14 protein-coding genes and 1 tRNA gene are annotated in these 13,615 nt (G+C 59.0%); 8 read left to right on the forward strand and 7 right to left on the reverse strand.

Annotated elements, in window-relative coordinates; genetic code table 11:
* Positions 1–42: 42 nt before the first annotated feature.
* The 3 genes from QB905_RS12725 to QB905_RS12735 form a co-directional block, all read right to left on the reverse strand.
* On the reverse strand, positions 43–1,263 hold the full coding sequence (locus QB905_RS12725; RefSeq protein WP_282975396.1) for a multidrug effflux MFS transporter: 1,221 nt from the start codon (positions 1,261–1,263) through the stop codon (positions 43–45).
* Positions 1,264–1,328: 65 nt separating this feature from the next.
* Complete coding sequence (locus tag QB905_RS12730; RefSeq protein ID WP_282975397.1) at positions 1,329–2,012, reverse strand: glutathione S-transferase family protein; 684 nt, start codon at positions 2,010–2,012, stop codon at positions 1,329–1,331.
* 130 nt (positions 2,013–2,142) lie between these two features.
* Complete coding sequence (locus QB905_RS12735) at positions 2,143–2,724, reverse strand: YceI family protein (RefSeq protein ID WP_282975398.1); 582 nt, start codon at positions 2,722–2,724, stop codon at positions 2,143–2,145.
* A gap of 159 nt (positions 2,725–2,883) precedes the next feature.
* Here QB905_RS12735 and QB905_RS12740 point away from each other — a divergent pair, with 159 nt between their 5' ends.
* Both QB905_RS12740 and QB905_RS12745 read left to right on the forward strand, forming a co-directional pair.
* On the forward strand, positions 2,884–3,405 hold the full coding sequence (locus tag QB905_RS12740; protein WP_282975399.1) for a DUF1993 domain-containing protein: 522 nt from the start codon (positions 2,884–2,886) through the stop codon (positions 3,403–3,405).
* 62 nt (positions 3,406–3,467) lie between these two features.
* Positions 3,468–4,082, forward strand: coding sequence for a glutathione S-transferase family protein (locus QB905_RS12745; protein ID WP_282975400.1), 615 nt, complete (start codon positions 3,468–3,470; stop codon positions 4,080–4,082).
* Here the strand turns inward: QB905_RS12745 and QB905_RS12750 are convergent.
* On the reverse strand, positions 4,079–4,540 hold the full coding sequence (locus tag QB905_RS12750) for a DUF4442 domain-containing protein (protein ID WP_282975401.1): 462 nt from the start codon (positions 4,538–4,540) through the stop codon (positions 4,079–4,081). The genes QB905_RS12745 and QB905_RS12750 overlap by 4 nt on opposite strands.
* 147 nt (positions 4,541–4,687) lie before the next feature.
* Between QB905_RS12750 and QB905_RS12755 the strand changes: the two genes are divergently transcribed.
* Complete coding sequence (locus QB905_RS12755; RefSeq protein ID WP_282975402.1) at positions 4,688–5,278, forward strand: cytochrome b/b6 domain-containing protein; 591 nt, start codon at positions 4,688–4,690, stop codon at positions 5,276–5,278.
* A 91-nt stretch (positions 5,279–5,369) separates the two neighbouring features.
* Positions 5,370–6,146, forward strand: a complete 777-nt coding sequence (locus QB905_RS12760; RefSeq protein ID WP_282975403.1) for a molybdopterin-dependent oxidoreductase — start codon at positions 5,370–5,372, stop codon at positions 6,144–6,146.
* A gap of 117 nt (positions 6,147–6,263) precedes the next feature.
* Here the strand turns inward: QB905_RS12760 and ybaK are convergent, their stop codons facing one another.
* Positions 6,264–6,737: a Cys-tRNA(Pro) deacylase gene (gene ybaK, locus QB905_RS12765; protein WP_282975404.1), complete on the reverse strand. Its 474-nt coding sequence runs from the start codon at positions 6,735–6,737 to the stop codon at positions 6,264–6,266.
* Positions 6,738–6,770: 33 nt separating this feature from the next.
* Positions 6,771–7,121 carry an antibiotic biosynthesis monooxygenase family protein gene (locus QB905_RS12770; protein ID WP_282975405.1) on the reverse strand — a complete coding sequence of 117 codons (351 nt, stop codon included), beginning with the start codon at positions 7,119–7,121 and terminating at the stop codon, positions 6,771–6,773.
* A gap of 145 nt (positions 7,122–7,266) precedes the next feature.
* Between QB905_RS12770 and QB905_RS12775 the strand changes: the two genes are divergently transcribed.
* Both QB905_RS12775 and QB905_RS12780 read left to right on the forward strand, forming a co-directional pair.
* Positions 7,267–7,905, forward strand: coding sequence for a cupredoxin domain-containing protein (locus QB905_RS12775; RefSeq protein WP_282975406.1), 639 nt, complete (start codon positions 7,267–7,269; stop codon positions 7,903–7,905).
* A gap of 21 nt (positions 7,906–7,926) precedes the next feature.
* Positions 7,927–10,305 (forward strand): putative bifunctional diguanylate cyclase/phosphodiesterase, encoded by a 2,379-nt coding sequence (locus QB905_RS12780; protein ID WP_282975407.1) that lies wholly within the window; start codon positions 7,927–7,929, stop codon positions 10,303–10,305.
* Between the two features lie 372 nt (positions 10,306–10,677).
* On the opposite strand, the gene QB905_RS12785 is transcribed toward QB905_RS12780, so the two are convergent.
* Positions 10,678–10,767 (reverse strand) — tRNA-Ser (locus tag QB905_RS12785).
* A gap of 403 nt (positions 10,768–11,170) precedes the next feature.
* Between QB905_RS12785 and QB905_RS12790 the strand changes: the two genes are divergently transcribed.
* Positions 11,171–12,406 carry an OmpA family protein gene (locus QB905_RS12790; RefSeq protein WP_282975408.1) on the forward strand — a complete coding sequence of 412 codons (1,236 nt, stop codon included), beginning with the start codon at positions 11,171–11,173 and terminating at the stop codon, positions 12,404–12,406.
* A 177-nt stretch (positions 12,407–12,583) separates the two neighbouring features.
* A complete protein-coding gene (locus QB905_RS12795) occupies positions 12,584–13,615 on the forward strand; it encodes an agmatine deiminase family protein (RefSeq protein WP_282975409.1) in 1,032 nt (343 codons plus the stop codon).

The following is a 13,615-nucleotide window of genomic DNA, read 5'->3' on the forward strand; positions in this document are numbered from 1 at the left end:
GGACTCAAATCTCACGATTTTTGTCGAGGTGAAAGAGGGCTTTTAATTCCGGTACAGGCGGCCTTTTTCGGCGGTGACCACCAGTGTCATGGCGACGAGGCCACAGAGCAGCGCGCCGAGCGGCAACAGCCATACGCCGCCATTCCAGCCCTGTCCGATCAGCGAAGCCACCAGTCCGCCGCCCACCATCGTCACCACGCCCTGGATCGAGGCCGCCGTGCCCGCCACATGGCCGACCTGATCCATCGCCACGGCGGTGAAGTTGGAATTGGACAGGCTCGACATGCCCATTGTGGCCGACTGCAAGATCAGGAAGCTGAGCACGGTTTCATGGCCGGTGACCGCCCACAGGAAATGGGTGAAGGTCAGGACGATGAAGGCCGACAGGGTGGCGTGCGAGATGCGCTTCATGCCCAGCCTTTCCACCAGTGAGGCATTGAGCAGGGAGGCCACGCCCATCGTGCCGGCGCAACAGGCAAACACAATCGCCATCAGGGCGGGCTTGTGAAAGACATCGGTGAAGATCTGCGGCATCAGCGACACATAGGCGAGCAGGGCGCCCGTCAGGAACATGATGGCCAGGGTGTAGAAAAATGAGCCCGGTTCGGTGATGACGAACCAGCCCACGCGCCGGACATGGCCGAGATCGGGGCGGTGGCGGCGTTCGGGCGGCAGGGTTTCGGGCAGGCGCAGAAAGGCCCACAAGGCCGTGGCCGTGCCGATCAGCGACAGGGCGAAGAAGATCACCCGCCACGGTGCGAAGCTTAAGATCAGTTGGCCGAAACTGGGGGCCATCACCGGCGCCATCAAAAAGACCATGATGCTGAGCGAGGTCACCTTGGCCATCAGGCGGCCTGAATAGAGATCGCGGATGATCGAACGGGCAATCACGGTGGAGGCGGCGGCGCAAATACCCTGAATCAGGCGCAAGGCCAGCAGGATGGTAAAGTTTTCGCTCAGTCCGGCCACAAGCCCCAGCACGACATAGCAAGCGATACCGGTCAGCAAAACACGCTTGCGGCCCAGCCAGTCCGACAGGATGCCGAAAATGAGCTGGCCCACGCCCAGACCCATGAAATAGATCGAGATGACCCATTGCAGGTCGTTCTGGCTGGCAACGTGCAGATCGCGCCCGATCACCGGCAGGGCGGGCAGCATCGAATCGATACCGAGCGCCCCCAGGGCCATCATGGTGGCGATAAGGGCGACAAACTCCGCGAAATGCGGAGCCTTGGCGGCGGGCGCGGCGGCGGCTGTGGACATGGTGGGCGAGCCTATAATCCGTTTATTTCGCAATAGCGAGAAGAAAACGGCCCGCGCCGCGCGTTCTAAACGGCGCGATAATCGGCGATCATCTCGCCTGAGGCGATGATTTCGGCTTCGTGTGGCGCATCGCGTTCGGTTTCGGCCAGCCCCGCCTGATACCAGGTCTGCATGGCCGGTTCGGCCAGCATCCGGTCAATATAGGCGCGCGCTTCGCGGCTGAGATCAAAGCCCACCCCATAGGTCTGGATGCGAAACACGACCGGCGCATAGAAGGCATCGATAGCTGTAAAAACGCCGCCCGCCAGATAGGGGCCGCCGAACTGGCTAAGGCCGGTGCGCCAGATGTCGTCGATACGCGCCAGGTCGCGGATCAGGGCGGGCGGCGTATCAAACAGCTTGATGCGCACACCGACACTCATCGAGCACAGATTGCGCAAGGCCGAAAAGCCGGAATGCATTTCTGCCGCCGCCGAACGGGCAAAGGCGCGCGCCGTCCGGTTTTTCGGCCAGACCTGCGGGTGATCTTCGGCGACATATTCGGCGATGGCCAGCGAATCCCACACCGTGACCTGACCATCGACCAGACAGGGCACAAGGGCGGTGGGCGAAAACGACCGGAAGGCCGAATTGTCGGGCGTGAAAAAATGCTGATGTTCGTTAAAGGGAAGGCCAAGCGCCGTCAGCAACACCCACGGACGCAGCGACCATGAGGAATAGTTCTTATTGCCGATATGCAGTTCGTACATGGCGCGATCCTTTCATATGAGACTGTCCATCTCACCGAAAGCGCATAAATTTACCAGAGGATTTTGGCTCGCTCGCCTTGAAAAAGCAAGGCTGTGCGGCGGCCGCCTGATGCGGCCGCCGCTGCCGACATCAATAGGCTTCGGCTTCGATATAGAGGTCGATCTGGTCGCTGACCATCGGCACATATTTGTTCATGCCGAAATCCGAACGCAGGATGGTGCCCGTGGCGGTGAAGCCCACACCCTTCTTGTTCATCATCGGATTGACGGCTTCCTTGTTGAGCTTGACATTGAGGACTTCCGACTTGGTGACGCCGTGAATGGTCAGGTCGCCGGTCACCTTGGCGGTGTCGGGGCCGGTCTGCTCCACCTTGGTGCTTTTGAAGGTGGCGGTGGGGAACTTGGCGGCGTCGAAGAAGTCGGCGCTCTTCAGGTGTTCATCCAGCGCCGGGACGCCGGTATTGACGCCATCAATGGCAAACGACACCTCGACCGACGAATTGGCCGGCGTGGTTTCATCGAGCGTCACCGAACCCTTGGCGTCCATAAATTTGCCGGTCGGGTGCGAATAACCGAAATGGGTGTACTGGAAGGTGACCGAGGTGTGGGTGGGATCAAAACTATAGGTGTCGGCGGCGAAGGCGGGCGCCGAGGCCAGGGCCAGGGCGAAGGCCGAAGCGGCGAAGATCGAGCGGAAGGCGAGCTTTGTCATGGTGAAGGTTCCTGGGTGAATCGCGGACTAAAGCGTAACAATAATAGTTACTAATGCGCGCCGCAAGTGGAGACTACCGCATTTTTTACCGCATGTCCGCTTTCAACTGTGGCGCGGCTTCCCATATGTCGATTTCCAACCGACAAAAAAGGATACTCCATGTCTCAGGAAGCTAAGGCGCCAATCAATATGTATCAGGCGTCGATACCCATCGTCCTGCGTGCGCTCAATAATCTCAAGGCCATTCTCAGCAAGGCCGAGGCCTGGGCCGAAGAGAAGAAGGTCGATGAAAAGGTGGTGCTGAATGCCCGCCTGGCGCTCGACATGCTGCCGTTTTCCAAGCAGGTTCAACTGGTTTCCGATACAGCCAAGGGTATTGCGGCGCGTCTCGGCGGGGTGGAAAATCCGTCCTATGTTGATGATGAAACGAGCTTCGCCGAGTTGCACGCACGCCTGCAAAAGACGATTGATTTCGTCGCATCGGTCGATGCCAAGGGCTTTGACGGCGTGGAATCGCGCGAAGTGCTGCTGAAATTCCCGTCGGGCACGCTGGAATTTACCGGCCTTTCCTATCTGACCGGCTTTGCCATCCCGAACCTGTTTTTCCACGTCACCACCGCCTATGCCATCCTGCGCCATTCGGGCGTGCCGCTCGGCAAGACCGATTTCCTGGGTGGTTAAATGACACCGCACCCCCGGCCCGATTTGCCGGGGGTTTCGTTTTTTAACAAGGAGCGCCGCATATGATCCATCTCTACGCCTGGGGCACGCCCAATGGCCGCAAGGCCTATATTATGCTGGAAGAACTGGGCATTCCTTATGAAAATCACCCGGTCAATATCGGCAAGGACGAGCAGTTCGCGCCCGATTTCCTCAAGATTTCGCCCAATAACAAGATACCGGCCATCATTGATGACGAAACGGACTTAAGCCTGTTTGAGTCGGGGGCGATCCTGATCTATCTGGCGGAAACATACGGCAGGTTCCTGCCGCCGGGTAAAGAGCGCCACACGGTCATCCAGTGGCTGATGTGGCAGGTGGGCGGGCTGGGGCCGATGATGGGCCAGCTTGGCTTTTTCGCACTTCAGGATGAGCCCAATACGCCAGCCATCGAACGCTTCACGAAGGAAGTGGGGCGTCTGTTCAATGTGCTGGAAAAGCAGCTCGGCGCGCACGTTTACGTGGCCGGTGATGACTATTCGATTGCCGACATCGCCATCTATCCGTGGCTTGCGCAATTTCGCGTACGGGTGAAGGACGTTATTGAGCCGATGCTGCAAAGTCGCCCGCATATTCTGGCCTGGCTCGACAAGGTGGGGGCGCGTACCGGCGTTCAGCGCGGGATGCAATTGCCTTAGGGCCGCTTCGCATCCTTGCGGCGGACATGCAGCACCTTATGCACCCGGGCGATGACCGTGCCTGTGGCGTCGGTGATCTCGGCATCATATTCGGGTTCGCTCTTGCTGTTGGCATCGGCTTCGGCCCGGACGCGGGCGATTTCGGCGGGCGGTATGTGGAACACCGCCCGCACGGCGCTGCGTCCCGGCCGCAGAAACTGGATCGAGGCCGCCTTGTCCCAGACGATGTAGTCGCGGCCCAGCCCCTGCATCAGGATGGCGACAAAAAACGGGTCGCACATCATGTAGAGCGCGCCGCCGAACTGGGTGCCGAAGATGTTCTTGTTCCACCAGTGCAGTTTCATTTCCACTGTGAGGGTGGTGAAGCTGTCATCCGCGTCGATCACCCGGATACCGGCACCGATCATCGGCGGATACCAGTTGATCAGTCGGAAACGGCGGGTGGCGGAGAGGGGCATGGCAATCTTTCCGTTAACGTCAATATTTATGCGCCGCTTTTCGTCTCCTGACAAGCGAGGTGCAAAAATTTGCTACCCGCCGTAACCGCGTTTGGCTGCGGCGCGTATAGTGTGGTAGATTTGCGGAAAACGGGGGACAAAAAACGCATGGGCAAGCCGAGTATTCATCCGTTATGGCTGCGGCTGATCCACTGGTTCAATGCGGCGGCGATCATCATCCTGATCATGAGCGGCTGGCAGATCTATAATGCCACGGGCTTTATGGGCTTTCGCATTCCGAAAACCATCACGCTCGGCGGCTGGCTGGGCGGAGCGATTCAATGGCATTTCGCCGCCATCTGGGTCTTGTTCGCCACGGCGCTTTTGTATGCCGTCATCGGGCTGCTGACGCGGCGCATTCCGCGTAAATTCTTTCCGGTCACGCCGCGCGCCTTCGTGCATGACCTGCTGGAAGCTGCTCGCGGCAAGCTGGCCCACGAAGACCTCAGCATTTACAATACCGTGCAGCGCGTCGCCTATCTGGCGGCCATGCTCGATGTGGTGGTGCTGATTATCTCAGGGCTGGTGCTGTGGAAATCGGTGCAGTTTCCGTATCTGCGCGTTCTGGTTGGCGGCTATGAAGGGGCGAGGCGCGTCCATTTCTTCGCCATGAGCTTTATGGTGGCCTTTATTTTCGTCCATGTCGTCATGGCCCTGCTGGTGCCGAAAACGATCAAGGCCATGCTGTGGGGGCGTTAGATCGATCATCTGATGGATTGATCTAAGTTTTTGTTTTGTCACTCTTCCTTATCCGAAAAGTGAAGTCACTTTTCGGGGAAACGTTCTAAAAATGAACCGCAAGATTCCCGACGACATCAAATCCGACAAGGCCGACATTCTGAAAGAGGCCGAAAGCCTGTTGAAAGACCCCGGCCGCCGTCGCCTGCTCGGCAATGTGCTGACTCTGGGCGGGCTGTCCCTGGCCACCGGCGTGATCATCAAGGATTACGGCTCGGTGCATGACATCCTCAAGCGCATTTCGGTGTTCAACGACAAGGCGCAAGGCGTGATTTTCGGGCCGAACAACATGGCCCCGGAATATTCCGAGGCCGACATCACCAATCCGTTTCCATTCAATGCCTTTTATCCGATCAGCAAGGCCCCGGTGGTCGATCCGGCCAGCTATCAGCTCAAATTATCGGGCAAGATCGCCGACCGCAGGCCGTGGACCCTGCCCATGCTGAACGCCCTGCCGCAGACATCGCAGATCACGCGCCATATCTGCGTCGAAGGCTGGAGCGCCATCGGCAAGTGGGGCGGGGTGCGCTTTTCAGATTTCCTGCAAAGGATCGGCGCTGACATCACCTGCAAATATGTCGGTTTCAAATGCGCCGACGGCTATTACACCTCGATCGACATGCCGACGGCCCTGCACGCCCAGACGCTGTTGACCCTGACCTTCCGCGACCATACCCTGCCGACCTGGTATGGCTTCCCGATGAAGCTGCGTATGCCGACCAAGCTGGGTTACAAGAATCCCAAGCACATTCTCGAAATCTTCGTCACCAATGTCTTTCCCGGCGGCTATTGGGAAGATCAAGGCTATAATTGGTTCGGCGGCAGCTAATCCCTATCCGTGGAAAAGTCCCTCGCTACGCTCAGTGTACTTTCCCACGGAGGCCAGATCGAAAATCCATGGCTCGAAGCGGTTCTTCGCCATGAATTTGCTTTTTTGCTCAGGGTTTCAGGCCATTAAATCGACAAACGGGGCATCGAGGGCGTGGGCGGCGGCGTCAGGGGTAATGGACAGTAAAAGGCCGCGCTGGCCAGCATTGATATAGATGCGGTCGAACAGTTGCGCGGTTTCGTCGATGGCGGTGGGGGTGAGTTTACGCTGGCCAAACGGCGAGATACCGCCCACCTTATAGCCGGTCAGGCGCTCGGCGTCGGGCACCTTCATCATGTGCGCCGACTTGCCATGAAAGGCTGCCGCCAGCTTCTTCATGCTGACCTCAAGCGGCGAGGGCACCACCACGCACACCGCCTTGCCGTCCACCTCAGCCATCAGGGTCTTGAAGGTGGCGTCGGGATCGAGATTTAGGGCCTCCGCCGCCTGCAAACCCACCTTTGCCGCATCGGGATCGTAATCATAGGCGTGCAGCTCGAAGGCTGCGCCGAGTTTCGACAGGAACAGCGTGCCGGGGGTGGTTCTGGACATCGGTTACAGTCTCGCAGATCAGCTCTCTACATTTTACGTTTTTCCGCATCTCGCATTCAATTTGTAAGTCAAATTAAACGCTCGTTGCTCTAGCGGCGTGTAATAGCGGCCCTTCGGCGGGCCGTCGAGCAGGGCCATGACGGCAGCCAACTGCGCCGGATCGATGGCGGAAACGGCAGCCTTATGGTGATCGAGGCTTTCCCACGTCTCGATCACCACGAGCACTTCATCATCAGAGGCACCATCGGCCATCTTCAGTAAAAGTTCGCAGGATTGGTTGCCGTCTATTGTGCGGATTTGCGCCACAATGGCTTCGAAATGCTTTGCCAGTGCCTCGAACTGACCTGGCAAGGCCTTGAATTCGTTCAGTCTCAATACACTCATTAAGTGCCTCCTTACCGCTCCACCGCGAACTCAGCAGTGCTGATTTTCTACCCCCTGGTCAATTTGCATCGCGCATTTTGACACAGTTGATAATGCGCCGCGCCGGTTTAACCTCGTCTTATAACTGTTGTGTTATTCCGCACAGATGAAGTTTTTTCTCGCCAGTCTTTTTTTGTTCGTCACCGCCGCCTGCGGGGCCCATGCCGCCGATCTTGCCGTCAGCATCGTCGATGCAGGCGGCAAACCGGTCAGCGACGCCGTGGTGACCTACACGCCCGATGGCGGTGCTGTGATCACGGCAGCGGATCGCTCGGCCAAATTCGTCATGTCGCAAAAGGACATCCAGTTTCATCCGTTTGTGCTGGCTATACCGCAAGGCGCCACGGTCAATTTTCCCAATTATGACCGGGTCAATCACCACGTCTATTCGTTTTCGGCGGTTCTGCCGTTTCAGTTTCCGCTGTACAGCCGTGGCAAGAGCCACAGCCAGACCTTCACCAAAACCGGCACCGAGGCGCTGGGCTGCAATATCCATGACACGATGAGCGCCTATATCCGCGTGGTGGCGACACCCTATTACGCTACCAGCGACGCCACGGGGCGTATCGTGCTGAAAAACCTGCCGCAGGGGCATGGCCGTCTTGCCGTCTGGCACCCGCTGATGGACGCGCCCGGTCAGGAAGTGGCGCGTGCCATCACGATCTCCGCCGCCAACCCGCCGCAGGCTTTCACGGTCAGCGTGCGTGCCCGCATGACGATGAATATGCCAGCCGGTCATCAGTAAACGAAAGCGTACGGGAGTATCATGGTTTTCAAGCGTCTCAGCACCAAGCTGTCGGTCATGTATGGCGGGCTTTTCGCCATCGCCCTGCTGCTGATCGCGCTTGCCTGTTACGTGGCGGTGGTGTCCTATGCCCGCATCACCGTGCAGAACGAGTTGCAAAGCGCGGCCAGCGTTTTCAAACGCATCTGGACCGACCGCACCGACGCCCAGGCCACCAATGCCTTGCTGCTGTCAAGCGATTTCGGCTTCAAACAGGCTCTGGCCACCCATGACACGGCCACGGTGGAATCGGCTTTCGATAATTTGCAGGCGCGGCTGAAGGCCGATACGGGCCTCGTCATCGGGCCGGACGGCCAGCCGATGGCCGGCAGCCATGACGCTCTGGCGCAGAAGGTGGCTGACGCCCTGCAAAACAGCGATGCCTATACGCCGCAATCGGGCATTTTCGCCGTTAATAACCTGCCGTTTCAGGTGGTGGCCGCCCCGGTGATGGCGCCCGACCGGCTGGGCTGGGTGGTGTTTGCTTCACGGCTCGACCAGGCCGAAATGGACCGTTTGCAGGCCCTGTCGTCGATCCCGCTGACCGCCTCCATCCTGACTCAGACGCGCGGCGGCCTGTGGCTCGGATCGTCGCCCCAGACGCACGGCTATGAGCGCAATTCCTTAAGTTTCTTCATCGATCAGAGCCTGAAAAGTCATGAGGCCAGTATTATTTCCGGCCCCAGCGGCGCGGTGATTGCCGTCGCCACACCCTTGCCCAGTCTGGGCATTGGCGCCAAGAGCGTGTTGCTGCTCAGCTATCCGCTCAAGGCGGCGCTCTCCGCCTATGCGCCATTGCTGACCGGTCTTTTGCTGATCGGCATCCTAGGCTTCGGCTTCGTGGTGCTGGCCAGCTTTTATCTGGCGCGCTCCCTGACCCGGCCCATTCTGGCCCTGAAGGACGCGGCGCTGGCCCTGCGCGAAGGCCGTTCGGGTCATGTCGAGGTGGTAGCACATGATGAAATGTCGGATCTGGCCGTGGCCTTCAACGACATGGCCATTTCGATCGAGGATCGTGAGCGCGACATTACCCGACTGGCCAAAAACGACGCCGCTACCGGCCTGCCCAATCGTTCGGCATTCGAAGATCATCTGGCCGCCCTGCATGAAGGTGGCGTACCCGAACACGGCGGTGTGGCCATCGTGGCCATCGGTGTTGATCGTTACACCCACATCCGCGCCGTGTGGGGCGTCAATTACGCCCATACGCTTTTGGCGCGTCTTCAGGATATTCTGGTCGGCATTTTCGCCAATGCCTATATTGCGCGTCTGTCGGGCGATACGCTGGGCCTGTGCCTGAGCCCGTGCGATGCGGCTCAGGCCCTGCCTCTGGCCCGCGCCATCGCGGCGCGGCTCGACAAGCGTATCAAGGTGACCGAGGATCAGAGCCTCGATGTGGCGGTCAGTATCGGTCTTTATCACATTTCGAATTCGCGTCAGGCACCGGATGAAAGCATCGAGCGGGCCATGATCGCGCTCGATCAGGCGCGCGCGGCCAAGGTCAAGGTGGCCAGCTTCGATCCGCGCGTCTATTCCGAACTGGCCGACACCCTGCTGCTGACCGACCAGCTTTACGCCGCCCTGCAAAACCGCGAAATGCAGGTCTATTACCAGCCGAAATTCAGCTATCGTGAAGGCCGCATCACCTCGGCCGAGGCTCTGGTGCGCTGGAATCACACCGAGCGCGGCTTCGTGTCGCCGCAGCGTTTCGTCGCCATCGCCGAGGAAACCGGCGCGATCCGTGATCTGACACTACAGGTCTTACAGACCTGTCTCGATGACCAGCGCCGCCTGAAGGACGCAGGCTTTGATCTCGACATCAGCATCAACTATTCCGGCCGTCTGCTGTCGGATGAGGCCTTCAACGCCCAGACCCTGCGCCTGTGCAGCCAGGCGGCGGGGCGCATCTGTTTGGAGATTACCGAAACCGCCGTCATCGAAGATCCCAAAATCGGTCTGGCCGCCATCAACACCTTCGTCGATAGCGGTCTGGAAATTTCCATTGATGACTTTGGCACCGGCCTGTCGTCCCTGGCCTATCTGAAGCAGATTCCGGCCCATGAGCTGAAGATCGACCGCTCCTTCATCATGGAGATCGAAAGCGGCAAACGCGATGCCCTGCTGGTGCGTTCCAGTATCGATCTGGCCCACGGGCTCGGCATGAAGGTGACCGCTGAAGGCGTCGAAACCGCTGCCGCCTTTACGCTTTTGCAGGCGATGGGCTGCGATCTGGCACAGGGCTATGGCATTGCCAGACCCATGCCTTATGACGGCCTCGTGCCGTTCCTGAACGACTTTTCCGGCATGGCGGGCACTAAGGCGGACATGCCGCAATTCCGCCCGCGCCGCCGCAAGGCGTGATATTGCGGCGCAAAAGATTTGCGCAACTTCAGGTAAGAATGGCGGCGCAGTCTTTTATGTCAAGGTTGCAATTCATCTTTGCGCTGCAATATGAGCGCGCCCGTTTTTCGGGCCGGATTGCGGCCTTATAATACCTTTCCGTGTGACGCTCAAAAGGCAGATTCTGCGGTGCAGCGTGGCGGATTTCATATCCCATCTTTTCAAATGCACAGGGCTCATCGACCGCCGCCGTGCATGAAGACGCCCCTGAGGATGCGGCAGGGCAGGGGGTGGCGATACCGGTAAGCTCTTGCCAGTTTGCGACTTTTTTTAAAAAGCTATGCAGATCAGTTTGTTGCACAAAAAAGGCCGCACATGGCGGCCTTTGATGTCTGGCGGAGAGGGTGGGATTCGAACCCACGATAGAGTTGCCCCTATGCCGCATTTCGAGTGCGGTGCTTTCGACCACTCAGCCACCTCTCCGTAGAGGGAACCGGATAAATGCCTTGGAATTACAAGACTTTTAGTTTTCCGGGCAGAACCGCACGCGCGGTCTGGGTCAGTCAGGAGGCGTGTTCCTACTCATAGTGGCCGCAAATCGCAAGTCCCTTTTGCGCCCCTTATGGTTTTTTTATGTGACCCCTTACCGCAGCTATAGATTTTTAACGGCAACATTAGGCCTATATGGCTCACGGTACGGCTTCATTCGTCTTGGCGTGACATTCTGGTGTCAGTTCCCGCCAAAGCGGATAAAAAATGCATAAATTCACCAAAACTCACATTTGGGTGCTATGCAAGACGACTTCAGAAAGTTATGAAGCCTGGTACTAAAGTTTCAGCCGAGATAATCGGCTGTTCGTTCGTATGGCCATGAGAGGGCACTAACATGAGACTCACTTTGCTGGCGAGCGCTGCTCTCGCTGCACTGGCATTCGCGGGAACCGCGTCTGCAGAACAAGCAACAGGTTGGTACGGGGGACTTGACCTCGGCTACAATTCGATGGGCAACTATAAGGCGCGCTCTACCGGCAACATGCCGGACGGCAGCCCTTATGTTTACAACGTATCGACCAAGGACAACTGGGCTGGCTTCGCCCGCCTTGGCTATCGCTACAGCCCCAACTGGCGCGTTGAATTCGAAGGTGGCTACCGCCCCGGCGACATCGATTCGGCCACTGGCTTCCAACGTGACTATCCGGATGGTCTTACCAATCCGCGTGACACGGCGCTGTGCACCACCGGCGTCATCCGTGGCGCCAGCGATGCCTGCGGCAGCCCGAAGGGATCGTTTGAACAATCGACCCTGATGGTTAACCTCTATTACGACATCCTGCCGGAATCGCGTCTGCATCCGTTCGTCGGTGTCGGCGTCGGTCTTGACCGCGTTAAGGCCAAGATGCTCGGCCAGTTGTCGACCAGCCCTGCGGGCCCTGGTGGTGGCGTTTCCGATCTGAGCATGGTCGGCAAGGATACGGTGCCTGCGGCGCAATTCCTGGCCGGTCTGGCCTGGAACGTGTCGGATCGCCTGGCGATTGACCTGACCTACCGCTATCTGGCGGCACAAAAGGCCAGCTTCAACGCCGGTATCTCGCCGGCTGGTGGCTGGCAACAACCGGGTGAATTCTCCGGCAAGTTCGACGATCAGACGGTAACCATCGGTCTGCGTTATGCCTTTGCTTCACCGCCGCCCCCGCCGCCGCCTCCCCCGCCGCCCCCGCCGCCTCCTCCCCCGCCTCCGCCTCCGCCTCCCCCGCCGCCGCCTGCGCCTCCTCCGCCTCCGGCGTATGAAGCCCGTCAGTTCATTGTCTACTTCGAGTTTGACAAGTCGGATCTGACCTCGGATGCGCAAGCGGTTGTTCAGGCTGCTGCGGATTACGTCAAGGCTGGTAATGCTGCCCGTATCGTGGTCGTCGGTTACACCGATACCTCCGGTTCGGCTGCTTACAACATCAAGCTGTCGGAACGCCGCGCCAAGACTGTGGCGGACTCGCTCGCCGGTCTCGGCGTCGATGCCTCCAAGCTGGCGGTTGACTGGAAGGGCGAATCCGATCCTGCCGTTGCTACTGGCAATGGTGTGAAGGAACCGCTGAACCGCCGTGCGACGATCGACATCACGTTCTAAGTACAGAACGCGATTACGATCCGATCTATGGTTCGCTGATATTGGGAAACCCGGCCTGTTCGCAGGCCGGGTTTTTCATGTCTGCGGGTCTTCATTTTGAACGTGACCACAAGGCCGCAGCGATGGTAAGAGGGCCTGAGCGCGTTTCGGTCTGTCGCGCAGCTTATGAGAGTCATCATGACACGTATCGTTCCGGCGGAATGGGAGACGCACAAGGCCATGTGGCTTGGTTTTCCAAGCCATGAAAACCTGTGGCAGGACGATCTGATCGCCGCTCAGGCCGAGGTGGCCGCCCTGGCGCGCACCTTGTGCGAACTGGGCGATGAGCATGTCCGGCTGATGGTGATGGGTGAGGCCGCCCACGCGGCAGCGCAGGAACTGTTAAGCGACGTGTCGCGGCTGGAGATTGTCGATGGCCGTTTCGGTGACATCTGGTTGCGCGATACCGGGCCGATCTATGTGTCGGAAGACCGCGATGTGGCGGGTCTGCATCAGACCATGCCGGTCGGGTTTCGCAATAATGGCTGGGGCGGCAAATACCAGCTTCCGCACGATGATGAGGTGGCGGCGCAGATCAGTGCCAGTGACGGGTTCGCGCTTCAGGCCGAGGATTTCATCCTTGAGGGCGGAGCGCTCGACCATGATGGCCAGGGCACGGTGCTGACCACCAAGCAATGCCTGCTCAATCCGAATCGCAATCCCGGCTGGTCGCTGGACAAGGCCGAAGCGGCCCTGTCGCGCAGCCTGGGCGCGCGCAAGGTGATCTGGCTTGATGACGGGCTGATGCACGACCATACCGATGGCCATGTCGATAATCTGGCGCGCTTTGTGGCGCCCGGCGTGGTGGCCTGTCCGGTGGCCTATGGCCGCGATGATGTTAATGCCCCTGTCTATGATCATACGGCACGGCTTCTGGCGGGTCAGACCGATGCGCGCGGCCAGCCTTTGCAGGTGGTGCGCATTCCATCGCCCGGACTGGTGAAGGATGCGGACGGTGAAATCGTGCCGGCCTCACACATGAATTTCCTGATCGCCAATGACTGCGTGGTCGTGCCGATCTATCATGAGCGCCCCGGCGAACTGGCCGTCGAAGGCTTGCAAAGCCTGTTCCCTGAGCGCCGCGTGCTGGGGCTTTCGTCGCGCGCCATCCTGACCGGCGGTGGTTCCTTCCACTGCATCAGCCAGCAAGTGCCATTGATCAAGGCCTAA

It is taken from the genome of Asticcacaulis sp. EMRT-3, from assembly GCF_030027245.1.
Taxonomy (GTDB): domain Bacteria; phylum Pseudomonadota; class Alphaproteobacteria; order Caulobacterales; family Caulobacteraceae; genus Asticcacaulis.

Bases quoted from the DNA above. Each gene is read 5' to 3' on its own strand.
- QB905_RS12725 (WP_282975396.1), bottom strand. From the start codon at position 1,263: ATGTCCACAGCCGCCGCCGCGCCCGCCGCCAAGGCTCCGCATTTCGCG.
- QB905_RS12735 (WP_282975398.1), bottom strand. From the start codon at position 2,724: ATGACAAAGCTCGCCTTCCGCTCGATCTTCGCCGCTTCGGCCTTCGCC.
- QB905_RS12750 (WP_282975401.1), bottom strand. From the start codon at position 4,540: ATGCCCCTCTCCGCCACCCGCCGTTTCCGACTGATCAACTGGTATCCG.
- QB905_RS12760 (WP_282975403.1), top strand. From the start codon at position 5,370: ATGAACCGCAAGATTCCCGACGACATCAAATCCGACAAGGCCGACATT.
- QB905_RS12770 (WP_282975405.1), bottom strand. From the start codon at position 7,121: ATGAGTGTATTGAGACTGAACGAATTCAAGGCCTTGCCAGGTCAGTTC.
- QB905_RS12755 (WP_282975402.1), top strand. From the start codon at position 4,688: ATGGGCAAGCCGAGTATTCATCCGTTATGGCTGCGGCTGATCCACTGG.
- QB905_RS12745 (WP_282975400.1), top strand. From the start codon at position 3,468: ATGATCCATCTCTACGCCTGGGGCACGCCCAATGGCCGCAAGGCCTAT.
- QB905_RS12740 (WP_282975399.1), top strand. From the start codon at position 2,884: ATGTCTCAGGAAGCTAAGGCGCCAATCAATATGTATCAGGCGTCGATA.
- QB905_RS12780 (WP_282975407.1), top strand. From the start codon at position 7,927: ATGGTTTTCAAGCGTCTCAGCACCAAGCTGTCGGTCATGTATGGCGGG.
- QB905_RS12730 (WP_282975397.1), bottom strand. From the start codon at position 2,012: ATGTACGAACTGCATATCGGCAATAAGAACTATTCCTCATGGTCGCTG.
- QB905_RS12795 (WP_282975409.1), top strand. From the start codon at position 12,584: ATGACACGTATCGTTCCGGCGGAATGGGAGACGCACAAGGCCATGTGG.
- QB905_RS12790 (WP_282975408.1), top strand. From the start codon at position 11,171: ATGAGACTCACTTTGCTGGCGAGCGCTGCTCTCGCTGCACTGGCATTC.
- ybaK (WP_282975404.1), bottom strand. From the start codon at position 6,737: ATGTCCAGAACCACCCCCGGCACGCTGTTCCTGTCGAAACTCGGCGCA.
- QB905_RS12775 (WP_282975406.1), top strand. From the start codon at position 7,267: ATGAAGTTTTTTCTCGCCAGTCTTTTTTTGTTCGTCACCGCCGCCTGC.